Annotated in this window: 18 protein-coding genes; 9 read left to right on the top strand and 9 right to left on the bottom strand. The window is 63.1% G+C overall.

Features of this window, described 5'->3' with window-relative positions:
* Positions 1–22: 22 nt before the first annotated feature.
* Complete coding sequence (locus tag ACIPZ5_RS19905; RefSeq protein ID WP_261941174.1) at positions 23–736, bottom strand: UTRA domain-containing protein; 714 nt, start codon at positions 734–736, stop codon at positions 23–25.
* 317 nt (positions 737–1,053) lie between these two features.
* On the opposite strand from ACIPZ5_RS19905, the gene ACIPZ5_RS19910 reads away from it, so the two are divergent.
* From ACIPZ5_RS19910 to ACIPZ5_RS19935, 6 genes are all read left to right on the top strand, one after another.
* Positions 1,054–2,118 (top strand): ABC transporter substrate-binding protein, encoded by a 1,065-nt coding sequence (locus ACIPZ5_RS19910; protein ID WP_261941175.1) that lies wholly within the window; start codon positions 1,054–1,056, stop codon positions 2,116–2,118.
* 146 nt (positions 2,119–2,264) lie between these two features.
* Positions 2,265–3,071: an alkaline phosphatase family protein gene (locus tag ACIPZ5_RS19915; protein ID WP_261941176.1), complete on the top strand. Its 807-nt coding sequence runs from the start codon at positions 2,265–2,267 to the stop codon at positions 3,069–3,071.
* On the top strand, positions 3,068–3,907 hold the full coding sequence (locus ACIPZ5_RS19920) for an ABC transporter permease subunit (RefSeq protein WP_103449558.1): 840 nt from the start codon (positions 3,068–3,070) through the stop codon (positions 3,905–3,907). The genes ACIPZ5_RS19915 and ACIPZ5_RS19920 overlap by 4 nt, the downstream gene beginning before the upstream one ends.
* The gene (locus ACIPZ5_RS19925; RefSeq protein ID WP_261941177.1) at positions 3,897–4,691 is read left to right on the top strand and encodes an ABC transporter permease; all 795 of its coding nucleotides are present in this window, start codon (positions 3,897–3,899) and stop codon (positions 4,689–4,691) included. Before ACIPZ5_RS19920 ends, ACIPZ5_RS19925 begins: the two co-directional genes overlap by 11 nt.
* Before the next feature lies 1 nt (position 4,692).
* The gene (locus ACIPZ5_RS19930) at positions 4,693–5,682 is read left to right on the top strand and encodes an ABC transporter ATP-binding protein (protein ID WP_400810252.1); all 990 of its coding nucleotides are present in this window, start codon (positions 4,693–4,695) and stop codon (positions 5,680–5,682) included.
* A gap of 13 nt (positions 5,683–5,695) precedes the next feature.
* On the top strand, positions 5,696–6,349 hold the full coding sequence (locus ACIPZ5_RS19935) for an HAD family hydrolase (RefSeq protein WP_343598923.1): 654 nt from the start codon (positions 5,696–5,698) through the stop codon (positions 6,347–6,349).
* 121 nt (positions 6,350–6,470) lie between these two features.
* Here ACIPZ5_RS19935 and ACIPZ5_RS19940 read toward each other — a convergent pair whose 3' ends face one another.
* Positions 6,471–7,433, bottom strand: coding sequence for an NAD(P)H-quinone oxidoreductase (locus tag ACIPZ5_RS19940; RefSeq protein WP_261941180.1), 963 nt, complete (start codon positions 7,431–7,433; stop codon positions 6,471–6,473).
* Between the two features lie 143 nt (positions 7,434–7,576).
* Between ACIPZ5_RS19940 and ACIPZ5_RS19945 the strand changes: the two genes are divergently transcribed.
* Together ACIPZ5_RS19945 and ACIPZ5_RS19950 are read left to right on the top strand one after the other, a co-directional pair.
* On the top strand, positions 7,577–9,658 hold the full coding sequence (locus tag ACIPZ5_RS19945; RefSeq protein WP_343598919.1) for a carboxy terminal-processing peptidase: 2,082 nt from the start codon (positions 7,577–7,579) through the stop codon (positions 9,656–9,658).
* 114 nt (positions 9,659–9,772) lie between these two features.
* A complete protein-coding gene (locus ACIPZ5_RS19950) occupies positions 9,773–10,753 on the top strand; it encodes an EAL domain-containing protein (RefSeq protein WP_343598917.1) in 981 nt (326 codons plus the stop codon).
* A gap of 57 nt (positions 10,754–10,810) precedes the next feature.
* Here the strand turns inward: ACIPZ5_RS19950 and ACIPZ5_RS19955 are convergent, their stop codons facing one another.
* The 4 genes from ACIPZ5_RS19955 to ACIPZ5_RS19970 form a co-directional block, all read right to left on the bottom strand.
* On the bottom strand, positions 10,811–11,179 hold the full coding sequence (locus ACIPZ5_RS19955; RefSeq protein WP_400810255.1) for a hypothetical protein: 369 nt from the start codon (positions 11,177–11,179) through the stop codon (positions 10,811–10,813).
* Entirely contained in the window at positions 11,176–11,514 is a 339-nt protein-coding gene (locus ACIPZ5_RS19960; RefSeq protein ID WP_343598915.1) for a helix-turn-helix transcriptional regulator, read from the bottom strand. Before ACIPZ5_RS19960 ends, ACIPZ5_RS19955 begins: the two co-directional genes overlap by 4 nt.
* 101 nt (positions 11,515–11,615) lie before the next feature.
* Positions 11,616–12,056, bottom strand: coding sequence for a YkvA family protein (locus ACIPZ5_RS19965; protein WP_343598913.1), 441 nt, complete (start codon positions 12,054–12,056; stop codon positions 11,616–11,618).
* A gap of 276 nt (positions 12,057–12,332) precedes the next feature.
* Positions 12,333–13,091: an FKBP-type peptidyl-prolyl cis-trans isomerase gene (locus ACIPZ5_RS19970; protein ID WP_085675388.1), complete on the bottom strand. Its 759-nt coding sequence runs from the start codon at positions 13,089–13,091 to the stop codon at positions 12,333–12,335.
* Between the two features lie 325 nt (positions 13,092–13,416).
* Here ACIPZ5_RS19970 and ACIPZ5_RS19975 point away from each other — a divergent pair, with 325 nt between their 5' ends.
* Positions 13,417–14,697 carry a hypothetical protein gene (locus tag ACIPZ5_RS19975; RefSeq protein WP_400810257.1) on the top strand — a complete coding sequence of 427 codons (1,281 nt, stop codon included), beginning with the start codon at positions 13,417–13,419 and terminating at the stop codon, positions 14,695–14,697.
* Positions 14,698–14,771: 74 nt separating this feature from the next.
* On the opposite strand, the gene pcaQ is transcribed toward ACIPZ5_RS19975, so the two are convergent.
* The 3 genes from pcaQ to nirB form a co-directional block, all read right to left on the bottom strand.
* Entirely contained in the window at positions 14,772–15,704 is a 933-nt protein-coding gene (pcaQ, locus tag ACIPZ5_RS19980; RefSeq protein WP_400810259.1) for a pca operon transcription factor PcaQ, read from the bottom strand.
* A gap of 134 nt (positions 15,705–15,838) precedes the next feature.
* On the bottom strand, positions 15,839–16,201 hold the full coding sequence (nirD, locus tag ACIPZ5_RS19985) for a nitrite reductase small subunit NirD (RefSeq protein WP_343598908.1): 363 nt from the start codon (positions 16,199–16,201) through the stop codon (positions 15,839–15,841).
* A complete protein-coding gene (nirB, locus tag ACIPZ5_RS19990) occupies positions 16,201–18,750 on the bottom strand; it encodes a nitrite reductase large subunit NirB (RefSeq protein ID WP_400810261.1) in 2,550 nt (849 codons plus the stop codon). Before nirB ends, nirD begins: the two co-directional genes overlap by 1 nt.
* Between the last annotated feature and the right edge of the window lie 246 nt (positions 18,751–18,996).

Here is an 18,996-nt window from a genome sequence, read left to right on the forward strand (position 1 = left end):
AGCCCGCGAAGAATCCAGCACCTCAGCCAGCCAGGGCGCGGATGCGGATGGCATCGTGCCGCCAGTACTCCAGGTCACAATCGATCAAGTGCCCATGCTGGTCGCTGTTGACCCGGGTGATGTGCAACCCCGGGCTACCCACCGATACTTTCAACGCCCCCGCAGCCTCCAGCGGCAGGGCGGTCGGCAGGATCTCGAAGCACACCTGCCCGTACTGGATGCCATACACCCGCCCGTAGATCTCGGTCAGCGACTGCGCCAGGTCCTGATCGAGGATCCCCGGGAAGTACCTCGGGTTCAGATAGTGCTCGGCATACAGCACTGCCCGCCCATCGATGCGCCGCAAGCGGCAGATCCGCACCACACTGGACAGCGCCGGCAGCTGCAGGCGCGCGCAGATTGCCGCCGAAGCCGGCTGCAGGCGCGCCGAGAGCAGTTCGGTGCTGGCCACCCGCCCCTGATCACGCACCATCGCATGGAAGTGGCTACGCTCGATCAGGTCGTAGGTCAGGCGCTGCGGTGCGACGAACCAGCCCCGCCGCTCTTCGCGGTAGATCAAGCCCTGGGCCTCCAGCTGTACCAGCGCTTCACGCAGGGTGATACGGGTAGTGGCGAACACTTCGCTGAGCTTGCGTTCAGCCGGCAGTTTGCCGCCCGGCGCCAGCAGGCCGTGCTCGATCTGCTCCTGCAGGGCATGGCAGATGGCTGTTACCGCGCGCGGTGGCGTCGACTGCATCAAAAGGTTACCTATCTGGACTAGTCCAGCCCCATGATGGGGCCTTTGGAGAATAGTGCAAGCCTAGGCAGGGCTGATGAACATCCTGTGACAAAGGCCTTGCCCCGGCACTGCCAGAAACGCGCCAAGCCAGCAGAACCGGGGCGATTACCTGGTCTACGCTGTAGCTTCAAGGCCTGTGCGGGCCCTGCCCTACATCAAACTGTCACGCAAGCGGCCTACCTTGGCTCAAGCTTTGCTGACCTAGACCAACGGTCAGCGAAAACAGCTTCATTCATAACAACGATCGCTAAAGGCACCCACCCAAGGAGCTTCGGATGAAAAAGTTGTTCATGGCGTCACTGCTCGGTTCGGCCATTACCCTGTGCACCTCGGCCATGGCCGCCGGCCCCGACCTCAAGGCCCTGGAAGACGCCGCCCGCAAGGAAGGCAACGTCAACAGCGTGGGCATGCCCGATGCCTGGGCCAACTGGAAAGGCACCTGGGACGACCTGGCCAGCAAGTACGGCCTCAAGCACAGCGACACCGACATGAGCTCGGCCCAGGAAATCGCCAAGTTCGAGGCCGAGAAGGACAACGCCAGCGCCGACATCGGTGACGTCGGTGCCGCCTTCGGCCCGATCGCCACCAGCAAGGGCGTAACCCAGCCGTACAAGCCGAGCACCTGGGACCAGGTGCCTGAGTGGGCCAAGGACAAGGACGGCCACTGGGCACTGGCCTATACCGGCACCATCGCCTTCATCATCAACAAGGACCTGGTCAAGGAAGGCGACCGCCCGACCAGCTGGCACGACCTGGAAAAGGGCAAGTACAAGGTCGCCATCGGTGACGTCAGCACCGCCGCCCAGGCCGCCAACGGCGTGCTGGCTGCCGCCATTGCCTACAAGGGTGACGAAAGCAACCTGGCACCGGGCCTGCAGCTGTTCACCAAGCTGGCGCAGCAGAAACGCCTGTCGCTGGCCAACCCGACCATCCAGACCATCGAGAAAGGCGAGGTCGAGGTCGGCGTGGTGTGGGACTTCAACGGCCTGAGCTACCGCGAGCAGATCGACCCCAAGCGCTTCGAAGTGCTGATCCCGTCGGACGGTACGGTGATCTCCGGCTATACCACCATCATCAACAAGTACGCCAAGCACCCGAATGCGGCCAAGCTGGCGCGTGAATACATCTTCAGCGACGCCGGCCAGATCAACCTGGCCAAGGGGCATGCGCGGCCGATCCGTGCCGAACACCTGAAGCTGCCGGAGGATGTACAGGCCAAGCTGCTGCCGAACGAACAGTACAAGGCGGCGCAACCGATCAAGGATGCCGCAGCCTGGGAAGCCACCTCCAAGGCACTGCCGCAGAAGTGGCAGGAGCAAGTGATCATCGAGATGGAGTAATCGCGAGGGCTGCGCCCTCGTTCGCGGGTCAAGCCCGCTCCCACAGGAACACCACAGGGCTCAAGGCCTGTGAATGACCTGTGGGAGCGGGCTTGACCCGCGAAAGGCCGCACAGCGGCCGATCTTGAAAACCCGCGGAGCTTCGAATGAATCAAAACGTCATCCTGGTCCTGCTCGACGGCCTCAACTACCAGGTCGCCCACCACGCCATGGGCCACCTGCACGCCTATGTCGAGGCCGACCGCGCCGCGCTGTACCGTGTGGAATGCGAACTGCCGTCACTGTCACGGCCGCTGTACGAGTGCATCCTCACCGGTGTGGCACCGATCGACAGCGGCATCGTGCACAACAACGTCAACCGCCTGTCCAACCAGCGCAGCGTGTTCCACTACGCCCGCGAGGCCAACCTGGGCACTGCGGCGGCGGCCTATCACTGGATGAGCGAGCTGTACAACCGCTCGCCCTTCGACCCACAGCGCGACCGCCACACCCACGCGCCGAAACTGCCGATCCAGCATGGCCTGTTCTACTGGGACGACCGCTACCCCGACTCACACCTGCTGGCCGACGGTGAATACCTGCGCCGCCGACATGCGCCGAATTTCCTCCTGGTGCACCCGATGAGCATCGACGATGTCGGCCACCGCCATGGCCTGGACAGCAGCCAGTACCGCAATGCCGCGCGCAGTGCCGACATCCTGCTGTCCGATTACCTGCCAGGCTGGCTGGAAGAGGGCTACCAGGTACTGGTCACCGCCGACCACGGCATGAACAACGACCGCTCGCACAACGGCCTGCTGGCCGAGGAGCGTGAAGTGCCGCTGTTCGTGTTCGGCGACGCCTTCAGCCTCGACCCGGCCGCCAAACCGCTGCAGACCGAACTGTGCGGGACCATCTGCGAGCTGCTTGGCGCAGCGCACGACAAGACCGTGTGCCGGGAGCTGCTCAAGTGAAGGCCGGTAACCGTGGCCGCTACCTGGCCCTGCTCTGCCTGCTGCCGTTCGCCGTGTTCTTCGTGATCTTCCAGATCGCCCCGCTGGCCTGGGTGGCCATCAACAGCCTGCAGTCGGAAGCAGGCTGGGGCGTGGAAAACTTCAGCAAGGTGTTCGCCTCGAAGTTCTACCTGCAGGCGCTGCAGCGCAGCCTGGAGATCAGCTTCTGGTCGAGCCTGTTCGGCATCGTCATCGCCACCCTCGGCGCCTATTCACTGCGCCAGGTGGACTCGAAGCTGCGCGACTTCGTCAGCGCCTTCGCCAACATGACCAGCAACTTCGCCGGGGTGCCGCTGGCCTTCGCCTTCATCATCCTGCTCGGCTTCAACGGCGCACTCACCCTGCTGCTGAAGCAGATCGGCCTGCTGGAGGACTTCAGCATCTACTCCAAGAGCGGCCTGATCCTGGTGTACACCTACTTCCAGATCCCGCTCGGCGTGCTGCTGCTCTACCCCGCCTTCGACGCCCTGCGCGAAGACTGGCGCGAGTCGGCCGCACTGCTCGGCGCCAGCCACTGGCAGTTCTGGCGGCATATCGGCCTGCCGGTGCTGACGCCGGCACTGCTCGGCACCTTCGTCATCCTGCTGGCCAACGCCCTCGGCGCCTACGCCACCGTCTATGCCCTGACCACCGGCAACTTCAACGTGCTGCCGATCCGCATCGCCGGCCTGGTGGCCGGCGACATCAGCCTCGATCCGAACCTCGCCAGCGCCCTGGCGATGGTGCTGGTGGGGCTGATGACACTGGTCACCGTGGTTCATCAATGGCTGCTCAAGAGGAGCTACCATGCGCGCTGAAAAAACATCTGCCGGGCTCTACCACCGGCTGGTGGTGTACCTGCTGTTCCTGATCCTGCTGCTACCGCTGGCCGGCACCCTGCTCTACTCACTGGCCACCAGCTGGTCGGCGAGCCTGCTGCCCAGCGGCCTGACTTTCAAATGGTACGTCGCACTGTGGAGCGAACCACGCTTCCTGGCCGCGTTCGGCCAGTCGCTGCTGGTGTGCGTGGGCGCACTGCTGCTGTCGGTGGTGCTGATCCTGCCGCTGCTGTTCGTGGTGCATTACCACTTCCCGAAACTCGATGCACTGATGAACATCCTCATCCTGCTGCCGTTCGCGGTACCGCCGGTGGTGTCGTCGGTAGGCCTGCTGCAGCTGTATGGCAGCGGCCCGATGGCGATGGTCGGCACGCCGTGGATCCTGATCGGCTGCTACTTCACCATCGCCCTGCCCTTCATGTACCGGGCGATCACCAACAACCTGCAGGCTATCAACCTGCGCGACCTGATGGATGCCGCCCAGCTGCTCGGCGCCAGCACCTGGCAGGCTGCCCTGCTGGTGGTACTGCCAAACCTGCGCAAGGGCCTGATGGTGGCGCTGCTGCTGTCGTTCTCGTTCCTGTTCGGCGAGTTCGTGTTCGCCAACCTGCTGGTCGGCACCCGCTACGAGACCCTGCAGGTGTACCTGAACAACATGCGCAACAGCAGCGGCCACTTCAACAGCGCGCTGGTGATCTCGTACTTCGCCTTCGTGCTGGTGCTGACCTGGGTCGCCAACCGCCTGAACAAGGACAACACCTGACATGAGCTTCGTCAGCGTACAGAACCTGCAAAAAAGCTACGCCGGCAGCCCGGTGTTCGAAAACATCGACTGCCAGATCGAGCGCGGCGAGTTCGTCACCCTGCTCGGCCCCTCCGGCTGCGGCAAGTCCACCCTGCTGCGCTGCATCGCCGGGCTGACCCCGGTGGACGGCGGCCAGATCCTCCTCGACGGCCACGACATCGTGCCGGTGAGCCCGCAGAAGCGCGGCATCGGCATGGTGTTCCAGAGCTACGCGCTGTTCCCCAACATGACCGTGGAACAGAACGTCGCCTTCGGCCTGCGCATGCAGAAGGTCAAGGCCGATGAAAGCCAGCAGCGCGTGCGTGAAGCCCTGGACCTGGTGGAGCTGGGCAGCTTCGCCGGGCGCTACCCGCACCAGCTGTCCGGCGGCCAGTGCCAGCGCGTGGCGCTGGCCCGCTCGCTGGTCACCCGCCCGCGCCTGCTGCTGCTCGACGAGCCACTGTCGGCGCTGGATGCACGCATCCGCAAGCACCTGCGCGAGCAGATCCGGGCGATCCAGCGCGAGCTGGGGCTGACCACCATTTTCGTCACCCACGACCAGGAAGAGGCACTGACCATGTCAGACCGGATCTTCCTGATGAACCAGGGGCGCATCGTCCAGAGTGGCGATGCCGAAACCCTCTACACCGCGCCCGTGGACCTGTTCGCCGCCGGTTTCATCGGCAACTACAACCTGCTCGACGCCGACAGCGCCAGCCGCCTGCTGCAGCGCCCGGTGGCCGGCCGCCTGGCGATCCGCCCGGAATCGATAACCCTGGGCGTCAACGGTGAACTGGACGCGGAAGTGCGCAGTCACAGCCTGCTTGGCAACGTCATCCGCTACCGCGTACAAGTGCGCGAGGTGGAACTGGTGGTCGATGTGCTCAACCGTTCGCCTGGCGACCTGCATGCCGACGGCCAGCGGGTTTCCCTGTCGATCGACCCCACGGCGCTGCGCGAAGTGGCCTAAGGAGAATCAACATATGGCACTGGCAATTTTCGATCTGGACGAAACCCTGATCCACGGCGACTGTGCGTCGCTGTGGAGCGAACAGATGGCCCGGCTGGGTTGGGTCGATGGCAAGGACTTTCTGCGCCGCGACCATGAACTGATGGAGGCTTACGGCAAGGGCCACCTGCAGATGGAGGACTACATGGCCTTCAGCCTGGAGCCGATTGCCGGGCGCACGCTGGAGGAAGTCGAGCATCTGGTGGAACCGTGGGTCGAAGAGGTGATCGAGCCGATCATCTACGGCGACGCCTGCCGCTGCATTGCCGAACATCGCCAGCGGGGCGACCGGATTTTGATCATTTCCGCTTCAGGCACGCACCTGGTCGGGCCGATTGCGGCGCGGCTCGGGGTGGACGAATACCTGGCGATCGAGCTGGAAGCGGTGAACGGGGTGTATACCGGCAAGACCCATGGGGTGCTGACCTACCGCGAGGGCAAGATCACCCGGTTGCTGGAATGGCTGGATCAGGAGCAGGAGAACCTGGAGGGGGCGAGTTTCTATTCTGATTCGCGGAACGATCTGCCGCTGTTGCTGAAGGTGGATCATCCGCATGCGGTGAACCCGGATGCGGTTTTACGTGAGCATGCACAGACCAATGGCTGGCCGGTGCTGAGCTGGAGGTGAAACCTGCATCACTTGTTCCGGCCTCTTCGCGGGGCAAGCCCGCTCCCACAGGGACCGCACATTTTCCCGAAGTATGGAAACCTGTGGGAGCGGGCTTGACCCGCGAAGAGGCCGGGCCTGCTTACGCCAGGCTCGGGTCGATGACCATCACCAGCTTGCCGGACACCTGGTTGCTCTCCAGTTCGGCATACGCCGCCTGGGCAAACTCGACCGGATAAGTGTCGACCAGCTGCGGCGACAGGCGCCCTTCGGCAAACAGCGGCCACACTTGCTGCTGCAGCTCGCGCAACAACTCGGCTTTGAAGCCGTCATCGCGGTTGCGCAGCGTGGAACCGGTGATTTCCAGGCGCTTGCCCAGCACCTGGGCCAGGTCCAGCTCGAACTTGCGCCCACCCATCAGGCCGATGATCACCCAGCGCCCGTCCCGGGCCAGCAGCTTCAGGTTGAGCTCGCCGTAGCTGGCACCCACCGGGTCCAGAATCACGTCGAACGGCCCCAAGCCTTCAAGCGCATCGAGGTTCTGGTTACGCACCACACCACCCGCGGCGCCCAGCGCTGCACAGTAGTCCAGGCGGTCCTGGGAGCCGACGCTGACCCACACCGGGCTGCCGAAGGCCTTGCACAGCTGGATCGCCGCCGAGCCCACACCACTGGCGCCAGCATGCACCAACACCTTTTCGCCGGCCTTTACCTTGCCAAGCTGGAAGATGTTCAACCACGCCGTGGCATACACCTCCGGCAGCGCCGCCGCTTCGTGCAGGCTCAAACCCTCGGGTACCGGCAGTACATGGCGGGCATCGACCACCACTTCTTCGGCCATGGCACCGCTGGCCAGCAGCGCGCAGACGCGGTCGCCCACGCGCCAGTCAGCGCCGGCACCGACCTCCTCGATTACCCCGGAGCACTCCAGCCCCATGTAAGGGCTGGCGCCTGGCGGTGGTGGATACAAGCCCTTCATCTGCAGCAGATCGGCGCGGTTCAGCCCCGCAGCAGCCACCCGAATGCGCACTTGGCCCGCGTCACAGGCCGGGCGTTCGGCCTCGACCCAGGCCACATGTCCGTCAACGCCTTGCAATGCCTTCACAGTGCCTCCATAGTTGAATCACAGACTGAGCCTGAGGAGCCCGCTCCTCAGGCTTTTTGCAGTATTTGCCCGGCTCCGATGGAACCGGCGAACGGAAAAGACGGCCTACTATGCGTGATCAATTGCCCCCACGTCGAATCAGCATGAAGCATTTCCTTCCTAGCACCGCCCTGGCCCTGATGGTTGGCCTGGGCAGCCTCACGCTCGGCGGCAATGCGGCGGCCGCCAACAAGTGGGACAGCCTGCAGCCGGACCGTGACGAAATCGTCGCCAGCCTGAACGTGGTGGAGTTGCTCAAACGCCACCATTACAGCAAGCCACCGCTCGATGACGCCCGCTCGGTGATCATCTACGACAGCTACATCAAGCTGCTCGACCCGGCCCGCAGCTACTTCACCGCAGCCGACATCGCCGAGTTCGACAAGTGGAAGACGCAATTCGACGACTTCCTCAAGAGTGGCAATCTCGACCCCGGCTTCACCATCTACAAGCGCTACCTCGACCGGGTCAAGCAGCGCCTGGACTTCGCCTTGGCCGAACTGGCCAAGGGCGTCGACAAGATGGACTTCACCACCAAGGAAACCTTGCTGATCGACCGCAAGGATGCCCCGTGGGAAAAGGACCAGGCCGCACTCGACGAGCTGTGGCGCAAACGCGTCAAGGATGAGGTGCTGCGCCAGAAGATCGCCGGCAAAGAGCCCAAGCAGATCCAGGAAACCCTGACCAAGCGCTACAAGAACCAGCTGGCGCGCCTGGACCAGACCCGTGCCGAGGACATCTTCCAGGCCTATATCAACACCTTCGCCCAGTCCTACGACCCGCACACCAACTACCTGTCGCCGGACAACGCGGAAAACTTCGACATCAACATGAGCCTGTCGCTCGAAGGCATCGGCGCGGTGCTGCAGAGCGACAACGACCAGGTCAAGATCGTGCGCCTGGTGCCGGCAGGCCCGGCCGCCAAGACCAAGCAGGTGGCACCGGCCGACAAGATCATCGGCGTCGCCCAGGGCAACAAGGAAATGGTCGACGTGGTCGGCTGGCGCCTGGACGAAGTGGTCAAGCTGATCCGTGGCCCGAAAGGCTCGGTGGTGCGACTGGAGGTCATCCCGGCCAGCAATGCGCCTAGCGACCAGACCAGCAAGATCGTCTCGATCACCCGCGAAGCCGTGAAGCTCGAAGAGCAGGCGGCGAAGAAGTCGGTGCTCAAGCTCAAGCAGGACGGGCGTGACTACAAGCTCGGCATCATCGAGATCCCGGCCTTCTACCTGGACTTCAAGGCCTACCGTGCCGGTGACCCTGAGTACAAGAGCACCACGCGCGACGTGAAGAAACTGCTCACCGAACTGCAGAAGGAAAAAGTCGACGGCGTGGTCATCGACCTGCGCAACAACGGTGGCGGTTCCCTGCAGGAAGCCACCGAGCTGACCAGCCTGTTCATCGAGAAGGGCCCGACCGTACTGGTACGCAACAGCGACGGCCGTGTCGACGTGCTCGAAGACGAAAACCCGGGCGCCTTCTACAAAGGCCCGCTGGCGCTGCTGGTCAACCGCCTGTCCGCCTCGGCTTCGGAGATCTTCGCCGGCGCCATGCAGGACTACCACCGCGCGCTGATCATCGGTGGCCAGACCTTCGGCAAAGGCACCGTGCAGACCATCCAGCCGCTCAACCACGGCGAGCTGAAGCTGACCCTGGCCAAGTTCTACCGGGTTTCCGGGCAGAGCACCCAGCACCAGGGCGTGCTGCCGGACATCGACTACCCGTCGATCATCGACACCAAGGAAATCGGCGAAAGCGCCCTGCCTGAGGCCATGCCGTGGGACACCATCCGCCCGGTGGTCAAGCCGGCAGTCGACCCGTTCAAGCCGTTCCTGGCCGACCTCAAGGCCAAGCATGACGCACGCAGCGCCAAGGATGCCGAGTTCACCTACATCCGTGATCGCCTCGCCCTGACCCAGAAGCTGATGGACGAGAAGACCGTCAGCCTCAACGAGCAGGAACGCCGTGCCCGCCACGATGACGTCGAAGCCAAGCAGCTGGCCATGGAGAACATCCGTCGCAAGGCCAAGGGCGAAGAGCCGCTCAAGGAGCTGAAGAAAGTCGACGAGGACGCCCTGCCTGAGGAAGATGACAAGACCAAGCCGGAAGACGATGCCTACCTTGCCGAGACCGGTCGCATCCTCATCGACTACCTGAGCGAAAGCACCAAGATGGCGAAGAAGTAAGCCGACCGATGATGGCAGATTAATGTGATCCGTCATCAAATAGTCATCGCACTGTCGTGAAATAGAGGGGCCGGGCATGCAAATGCCCGGCCCTTTCATTTTCAGGATATCCTCATGACCGTCGCCGAACAGCTCAGTGCCTTGAGCGCCATTCTGGCTCAGCGCAGCATTCACAGCCTGTTCCAGCCGATTGTCTGCCTCAGCGAACGGCGCGTCTTCGGCCATGAAGCCTTGAGCCGTGGCCCCTCCAATAGCCCGCTGCACTCGCCGTTGAACCTGTTTGCCATCGCCCGCCAGGCCGGTCACCTGACCGAACTGGAGGCCGCGTGCCGGGAAAGCGCGTGCCGACGCTTCAGCGAGCAGGGGCTCGACGGCAAGCTGTTTCTCAACATCTCGCCTGAATCGCTGCTGGAACCCCACTACCCTTCCGGGCGCACCCTCAAGCTTCTCGAAGAAGTCGGGCTGGCCCCCAGCCGGGTGGTGATCGAGCTGACCGAACAGACCCCTACCGACGACTTCCAGCTGCTGTCCAATGCCTTGCACCACTACCGTGACATGGGCTTTTCCATTGCACTGGACGACCTGGGTGCGGGTTACTCGAGCCTGCGCCTGTGGTCGGAGCTGCGCCCGGAGTACGTCAAGATAGACCGCCACTTCATCGATGGCATCCACCGCGACCCGCTCAAGCGCGAGTTCGTCGGTTCCATCCTGCAGATTGCCCGGGCGTCGAAGGCGCAGGTGATTGCCGAAGGGATCGAGTTGCCGGAAGAGCTGGCAGTGTTGACCGAGATGGGGGTGGACCTGGTGCAGGGGTACCTGCTGGGGCGGCCGCAGGAGTTGGGAGTGCGGGAGAATCCGCAGTTACTGGCGCAGGTACTGCCGGTAGCGTTGGTCGAGCAGCCGACGGTAGGGCTGAATGCCACGCTTGGCCAGATCATGGATCTGTTTGGCCGCCATGATGACCTGGAAGCACTGGATGTACGAGGGGCTGATGGCAGCCCCTGTGGTGTGATCCATCGGGATGCACTGTCAGTGCTGGCCTCTTCGCGGGTAAACCCGCTCCCACCGGTACTTCACACTATTCAAGGGCAGTGATAGCCCTGTGGGAGCGGGTTTACCCGCGAAGAGGCCAGTGCAAGCAGCCCCTTATACTCAGACATGCTCGGGATAGCTGTACTCGAACACCCTGACCACCTCGGAGGCATGCCACGACGCCGCCTCCATGCCATCGACCGGCCCCGAGAAACGCCCCAGGCGCTCCACGCATTCGAAAAAGCCGGTGCGCGGCAAACGGCTGGCTCCCTGGCTGATCACCAGCGAGCTGCGCAGCGGCTGCTCGGCACGGGCATCGAGCACGGCCAGGTACTCCAGCGCGGCGGTCAGGGTCTGCATGGCCGGGCTGGGCAACTGCAGGCGCTCGATCAGCGCACGGTAGGTCAGCAGGTGGCGTTGACGGCGGGCCAGGTCAAGCTCGTCCAGCAGGCTTTGCCAATGCTGACGGCTGATCCTGACCTGGCTCATGACGGCTCGCTCCAGCCGGCCAGCCCCAAGTGCCAGGCCAGGGCGCGGCGGATCGCAGCATCCGGCTGGCGCTCACCCGATTCGATCATGGCCAGGTAGGCCGGGCTGACCCCGACGTTACGAGCCAACTGCTCAGGGGCGATGCCTTTGGCCTGGCGCAGTTGCCCCACTTCACTGAACGCTGGCAGGCTGACCGCCGGGGCGCTCTGTTGCGCAGTTTCGGCAACTACCTCGGCAGGTGCCTGCCCGGCTGCCTTGAGCAGCGCCTGGTACTGCTCCCAGGGTACGACGGCGTACTCGGGCTGACCGTCCCGGCTAATGACCTGAATACCCATTACAACCCCCTTACGTAAGGATTACCGCATGTAATCCGTAGGCATAACGCTTATGCCAATTATATTACCAAGCGCGGGAGTCTGTGGGGACTTGCTCTTTTTCAGTGCGTATTGCGCTCCAGGCGCAGCGCTTCGGGGGTATTGGGCAGGCGCTCGACCACCCGCAGGCGCTCAGGCGCCTGGCTGTCGCGCCAGGCCTTGAAACGTGCCAGCTCATCGGCCACGGTTTTCAGCACCCAGCCGAGCACGGCAATGTCATCGAGAAAGCCGACACCCAGGATCCAGTCGGGAATGGCGTCGACAGGGCTGACGAAATACAGCAGGCCCGCGACGATGGTCACCAGGGCCTTGGGGCTAATGGCACGGTACTCACCGCGCCACCAGGCCAGGCACAGCGACTGCAGCAGCTTGACGTCGTCGCGCAACTGGCCGATGCGTGGGCCTTTGCGGGCCACGGCGAACAGCAAGGCCGGCAGCCGACCACGGCTGAGCAGGCGCTCGGCCAGGGGCAGGAAACGGGCAAAATTCCAGGGTGCGCTCATGGAGCCTCCAGCAGGGAAAGGTTATCCACATTTATTGTGGATAACCTTGTGAACAGGGTGAAGTTTGTGACGGCGGGCGCCCACAAGGCAAGGGTCCCGGTCAGATCGGGCGTTTTTTACACAGTGGTTTCAGATCCGCAAACGATTTGCGTCAGAAGCTTCTGGCTTCTTCACACTGCCCTTTGCTCGGACAATACCCACTTCACGAGGTTCGCCGAATGATCCCCACAAACGACAACGCCCCGTCAAGACGGGGCGTTGTACAGGTACCAGCCGTTATTGCTTGGCGGGTGCTTCGGCCGGGGCATCAGCTTCCGGCGCTTCGCCACCCTGCAGCTGGGCCGGGTCTTTGATGGCGATCAGTTCCAGGTCGAACACCAGGACCGAGTTGGCCGGGATCAGCGGGCTCGGGCTCTGGGCGCCGTAGGCCAGCTCAGCCGGGATGAACAGCTTGTACTTCTCGCCAACGTGCATCAGCTGCAGGCCTTCGACCCAGCCTGGGATCACACCGCTGACTGGCAGGTCGATCGGGCTGCCGCGCTCGACCGAGCTGTCGAACACCTTGCCATCGATCAGCTTGCCTTCGTAGTGAACGGTGACCACGTCGGTCGGCTTCGGCTGCGGGCCGTCGGCCTTCTTCACGACTTCGTATTGCAGACCCGAGGCGGTGGTGACCACGCCAGGCTTCTTGGCATTCTCTTCGAGGAATTTCTTGCCGGCGGAGGCGGCTTCTTCGCTGGCCTTGGCCAGGCGCTCTTCGGCACGCTTCTGCAGCGCGGTGAAGGCTTCTACCAGCTCTTCGTCCTTGATGCGCTGCTCCTTCTTGCCGACAGCGTCCTCGATGCCGAGGGCGACCGCTTTCGAATCAAGGTCTTCCATGCCTTCCTGAGCCAGGCTCTTGCCCATGTTCAGGCCGATACCGTAGGAGGCTTTCTGTGCCGGAGTCTTCAGCTCGGGGCTGCTGGCCTGTTGATCACAGCCAGCCAGTACCAGGCCTACCAGGGCAACCGCAGCCGCCAGACGATGCTGTTTCATGCTATTTCCTTGTTCATGCGCCATAGGGGCAATCAGGGTAAAGCCGCGAGCTTATCAGGCGGCCATCACCAATGGCTACCGGCATAGGAGCGGGTTTTTGTAAGGAAGTTCAGTGGCTGAGGGCATCTTCATGTGTGGATCTGCAGCCACTGGCCAGTATTGACCCGATCAGTCGTTTTTTCCTCATCAGCGAGGACTAATTCTCGCCAGGGGTGCCGACGTCTACTGTCATTTTTGCCAGTAGCACTGAGTCATGCACGGGCGCCTAATTGAGTTGCAAACGATGTGTACTGCTTTATCCCTTTAAAAGCGAGAATCAATGATCATGAAAAACGAACAATTACATCTACTGCCTAAACATGTCGCGATCAAAGATAGGGGAAAGAAGCTTCAACCGGCGCCCGTGGATGAAAAATACGGAACACAAGGTTACAGCTACGTGCTGGGACAGGACGCCGCACGCCATTCGATATGCACCGCCGTTATCGCAAGCTTGACCCGGCCTGGGGTTTACTACGCTGCTGGGTACTTCTACAGAACGCCAGACGATAAGGATTACAGCTTCATCCAGCGCCTGGACGCAGACGGGAAGATCGAACCCGGCTTCATCAAGTTCGACGCTCATCTGACCCAACAACTGTCTTTTGTTCCCATGGAAGTGGTCGAAGATGCTGCTGGCAAGGTCCTTTGCTTAGGCCGGCTGTATGACGCCGACACGGATTTTTCGCGACTTTGGCGCTTCAATGCCGATGGAACCCTGGACAATAGTTTTGCGGATAAAGGCTACGTAGACGGCACTGAGTTGACGCTGGACGCTGACTTTGCTCCCCAGTTCATCTCGTACACTGACGGATACCTGCTCATCGGGAGTAGAGATCGAACACAAATCCTCGCCGCGCTCGATCAAAATGGAAACCTGAAAAAAGACTTCGGCGACGGGGGAGTTGTCGACCTGGAAGCGATCTTCAAGTATCGCGGTAGTGCGAGCGCCATGGCCACATCGGGTCAGAAGATCTTGGTCTCCTTCCTGGCGACCGATGCCGAACAGTACTTTTCCGTCCTGGCCAGCTTCAACAGCAACGGAACTCTGGACACGGCCTTCGCTGATCAAGGTATGTATAGGTCTGAAAACGGGATTCGCCATCGCGGCCTGTCCGTCCACGATGCCTCGGCAGTGATCACCCTGTTCGGCCACCACCTCGATGATCCCGCCCTGCTGTATCCGCAAGTCCAGCGACTCGATGCAAGCGGCCAGCCGCTTCTGCAATTCAACGATGGTAAACCCGTGCGGTTCTACGCAGCTGGTGGATGGCACCATATGTATGAATTCGATGGTCGCCTAATGGGATATGGTTCCTTCTACACTTACCACCTAGCGGTCTGTTACACGCTTGAAGGCACACTCGATTCCAGCTTCGTCCCCCCGGATGGCTATGGGGAATTGGGTGTAGACGCAAATTCAGATGGATTTTTTGCCAATAGCGATGCCTCTATCGCGTTCGTGCCAGAGAGCCAACGGATGCTGGTAGCCGGGCAGGGGGTTTATAACAACGGCTTTAGCGCAGATGCTGCGGTGGCAGCCATTTCATACAAAATGAAGTCTTGAGCAACTCACGCCACCGCTGCCTGGCCCAGCATCTTCAGCGCCTGTGAGATGCTGTAACAGGCACCTGGCAGCCCTCAAGGATACCGCCCCTCCCGATACTGCTCAGCAAGCTCGCGCAACACCTCGCACACCCACTGCCCCGGCAGACTCAGCGGCAAGGCCGCGTTCCGGCAGATCCCCACCGACCCACCTGGCTCGCGCACACCAAGATCAAGCTCAGCCAACTCCCCCCGGCGCAAATCGAGCAGCACCGCATCCCGCGGCGCCACCCACACCCCATCGCTACCCAGCAGATAACGCCGGCTCAGCGCCAACGACAAGGTCTCCAGGCGCTGCGCTGGCATCGGGATGCCGCACTGCACGAACAGGCTGTCGGCATGCTGGCGGATGGTGGTGCCCGGCGGTGGCAGCACCAACGGATACTGCCCGACCCGCTGCCGCTCCACGGGTGCGCTCGCCAACAAGGGATGACCGGGGCGCACGACCAGGGCCATGGACTCGCTGTACAGATGCTCGAATGACAGCCCCTGAATCTGCGGGCTTTCGGTCATGCGTCCAACGACCAATTCCAGCTCGCCCAAGTGCAACTGGCCGAGCAACTGCGCACTGACTCCGGTCACCACACTGATCACCAACGCCTCATGGCGCTGATGCAGCCGGCAGAGCACCTCAGGCATCAGCAGCCCTTCGACCGTCGACAGCACGCCAATGCGCACCTGCGACGGTGCCCGCGCTTCACCGCGCAGGCTGCTCACGCCATCGCGCAGCGCCTGCACGCTGGGCCCGGCGTAGCGCATGAAGCGCGTGCCGGCCGGGGTCAGCTCGACGCCCTGGCGACTGCGCTCGAACAGGCGCGCTTCAAGCAGGTCTTCAAGCTCCTTGAGGGTCTTGGAAATCGCCGGCTGGCTGATCGCCAGGATATCGGCAGCCCTGGCCAGGCTGCCCTGCCGGGCAATCTCCAGGAAACACAGCAGGTGGCGGTACTTGATGCGGGTGTCGAGGTTCATGCCGGCAAGCTTACCGCATCGCCACCCTCGGCGCCTTCGCCAAGGGTGGCGCCAATCTCGCTATCTATTCTGCTGATCGACTCGGGAGGGACCGAGCTTGCCCGCGAAAAGGCCGGTACGCCTCCCGGACCAGCTCACACCACCGCCAGCTCCACTGCACCGCCATTCATCCGCACCTGCCAAACCCGCAGCCGCTGACCGGCATCTTCCAGGCACTCGCCGCTTTGCAGGCTGAAGTGCTGCTTGTACAACGGGGCCGCCACCACCAGCTCCCCCTGCAAACTACCGACCAGCCCACGACCAATGATGTTGGCCCCCGACCGAGGGTCGCGATTGTCCACCGCATACAGGCTCTGCTCGAGCCCCGGCAGGTAGAACAGCGCCACCTGCGCACCGTCAAGCCACACCACCACACCAGAGTCGGCCACCAGGTCATCGGCCTGGCACACCGCCTGCCAGTTCTCCTGGGTTTTCACAGCAGCATTGGACAGGTTCATCAGACAGCCTCCTCGACGGTTGGGATCAGGTGCAGCGATGCCGCCGGCCGGCGCTGTTCGCGTTCGCGCACGAAGTGCACGTCCGGGTCGGCGCGCCGGTCGTTGACGAAGGTACGGAAGCGCTTGAGCTTCTCGGGGTCGTTGAGGGCGTTGGTCCATTCGCATTCATATTGGTCGACTACATGCTGCATCTGCGCTTCCAGCTCGGCCGCCAGGCCCAGGCTGTCGTCGAGGATCACCTGCTTGAGGTAATCCAGGCCGCCTTCCAGGCTTTCGCGCCAGACCGAGGTGCGCTGCAGCTTGTCGGCCGTGCGGATGTAGAACATCAGCACGCGGTCGATCAGGCGCACCAGGGTTTCGTCATCCAGGTCGGTGGCGAACAGCTCGGCGTGGCGTGGGCGCATGCCACCGTTGCCGCAGATGTACAGGTTCCAGCCCTTGTCGGTGGCAATCACACCGATGTCCTTGCTCTGCGCCTCGGCACATTCGCGGGTGCAGCCGGAAACGGCGAACTTGAGCTTGTGCGGGCTGCGCAGGCCCTTGTAGCGGTCCTCGAGACGCAGCGCCATGGCGACACTGTCCTGCACGCCATACCGGCACCAGGTGCTGCCCACGCATGACTTCACCGTGCGGGTCGACTTGCCATAGGCGTGGCCGGTTTCGAAGCCGGCTTCGATCAGCTCGCCCCAGATCAGCGGCAGCTCGTGCAGCTGGGCGCCAAACAGGTCGATGCGCTGGCCGCCGGTGATCTTGGTGTAGAGGTCGTACTTTTTCGCCACCTGGCCGATCACGATCAGCTTGTCCGGGGTGATCTCGCCGCCAGGGATGCGCGGCACCACCGAATAGGTGCCGTTCTTCTGCATGTTGGCCATGAAGGTGTCGTTGGTGTCCTGCAGCGGCACCAGCGCCGGGTCCATGATCGGCTGGTTCCAGCACGAGGCGAGGATCGAGCCCACCGCCGGCTTGCAGATGTCGCAACCGACATGGCCCTTGCCGTGGCGTTCGAGCAGTTCGCTGAAGGTGCGGATACCCTCGACCCGCACCAGCCCGTAGAGCTCCTGCCGGGTATAGGCAAAGTGTTCGCACAGGCTCTTGTCGACGGTGACGCCACGGGCGGTGAGCGCGTGTTCGAAGACCTGCTTGAGCAACGCCGCACAACCGCCGCAGCCGGTGGCCGCCTTGGTGCAGCCCTTGACCGCAGCGAGGTCGCCGCAGCCGCTGTCAATGGCCGCGCACACCGCGCCCTTGCTGACGTTGTGGCACGAGCAGATGGTCGCGCTGTCGGGCAGCGCGTCGGCACCGAGGGCCGGTGCGCCACTGCCCTGCGGCAGAATCAGCACGGCCGGGTCGGCCGGCAGGGCAATACCGTTCTGGGCGTACTGCAGCAGCGTGTCGTAGTAACTGTTGTCGCCCACCAGCACGGCACCGAGCACGTGCTTGCCGCTGGCATCCACCACCAGCCGGCGGTAGGCGCTGTTGGCCTCGTCGATAAAGCGGTAGCTGCGCGAACCCGGCGTGGCGCCGTGGGCATCGCCGATGGAGCCAACATCCACGCCCAGTAGCTTGAGCTTGGTCGACATGTCGGCCCCGGTGAATTCGCTGGCGGCTTCGCCCATCAGCAGCGCCGCCAGGTTGCGCGCCATGCTGTAGCCTGGGGCGACCAGGCCGAATACGCTGCCGTTCCACGAGGCGCATTCACCGATGGCGAAGATGCGCGGGTCGCTGCTGCGGCAATGGTTGTCGATCACCACGCCACCGCGTGCGGCGATCTCCAGGCCGCAGGCACGGCCCAGGGTGTCCTGCGGGCGGATACCGGCGGAGAACACGATCAGGTCGGTTTCCAGGTGTTCGCCGCCGTCGAAATTCATGCGGTAGCGGTAGGCTTCACCTGCGCTGATCGACTGGGTGGCGCGCGACAGGTGCACACCCACCCCCAGCGCTTCGATCTGCGCCTTGAGCGCGGCGCCACCCTCGCCGTCCAGCTGCACCGGCATCAGCCGCGGGGCGAACTCCACCACGTGGGCCTCCAGGCCGAGGGACTTCAGCGCGTTGGCAGCTTCCAGACCGAGCAGGCCGCCACCGACCACCACGCCGCGGCGTGCTTCACCGGCGGCAGCACGAATGGCATCGAGGTCATCGAGGGTGCGGTAGACCAGGCGGGCATTGCCGCTGGAGCCTTCGATCGGTGGCACGAACGGGTACGAACCGGTGGCCAGGACCAACTGGTCGTAGCCGTAGCGGCCTTCGGCAGTCACCACTTCACAGCGCTCACGGTCGATGTCCAGCACCGCTTCGCCCAGGTGCAGGTGCACACCGCTGTTGCCGTAATAGTCCTGATCGCACAGGGCCAAGGTCTCGGCACAGCTGCCGCCGAAGTACTCCGACAGGTGCACACGGTCGTAGGCACGCTGGCGTTCTTCGCCGAACACGTGCAGTTCGAAGCGCTCAAGGGCGCCGCGTTCGACCAGTTGCTCGACGCAATGGTGGCCGACCATGCCGTTGCCGACGATGACCAGTCGCTCTCGTTGCCCGCTCGCTGTTGCCTTCATAAGCCGATCCTCGATCAAAAAAAAAGCGCCTGGAGCCGAAGCTCCAGGCGCCTTTGCCTGTATTCATCACGGTGGGTGGCCCGGGTTGATCGCCGTTGATCAATGGGCTTTGTTGTAACGGGAACAAAGCAGGGACTGTGCCAATCCTGCTTCCTGTGACGGCCTATTCGCGGGCAAGCCCGCTCCCACAGGGCCTGCGCTATATTTGCGATGCATCAAACCTGTGGGAGCGGGCTTGCCCGCGAA

The organism is Pseudomonas sp. NPDC089428, assembly GCF_044749325.1.
Lineage (GTDB): Bacteria > Pseudomonadota > Gammaproteobacteria > Pseudomonadales > Pseudomonadaceae > Aquipseudomonas.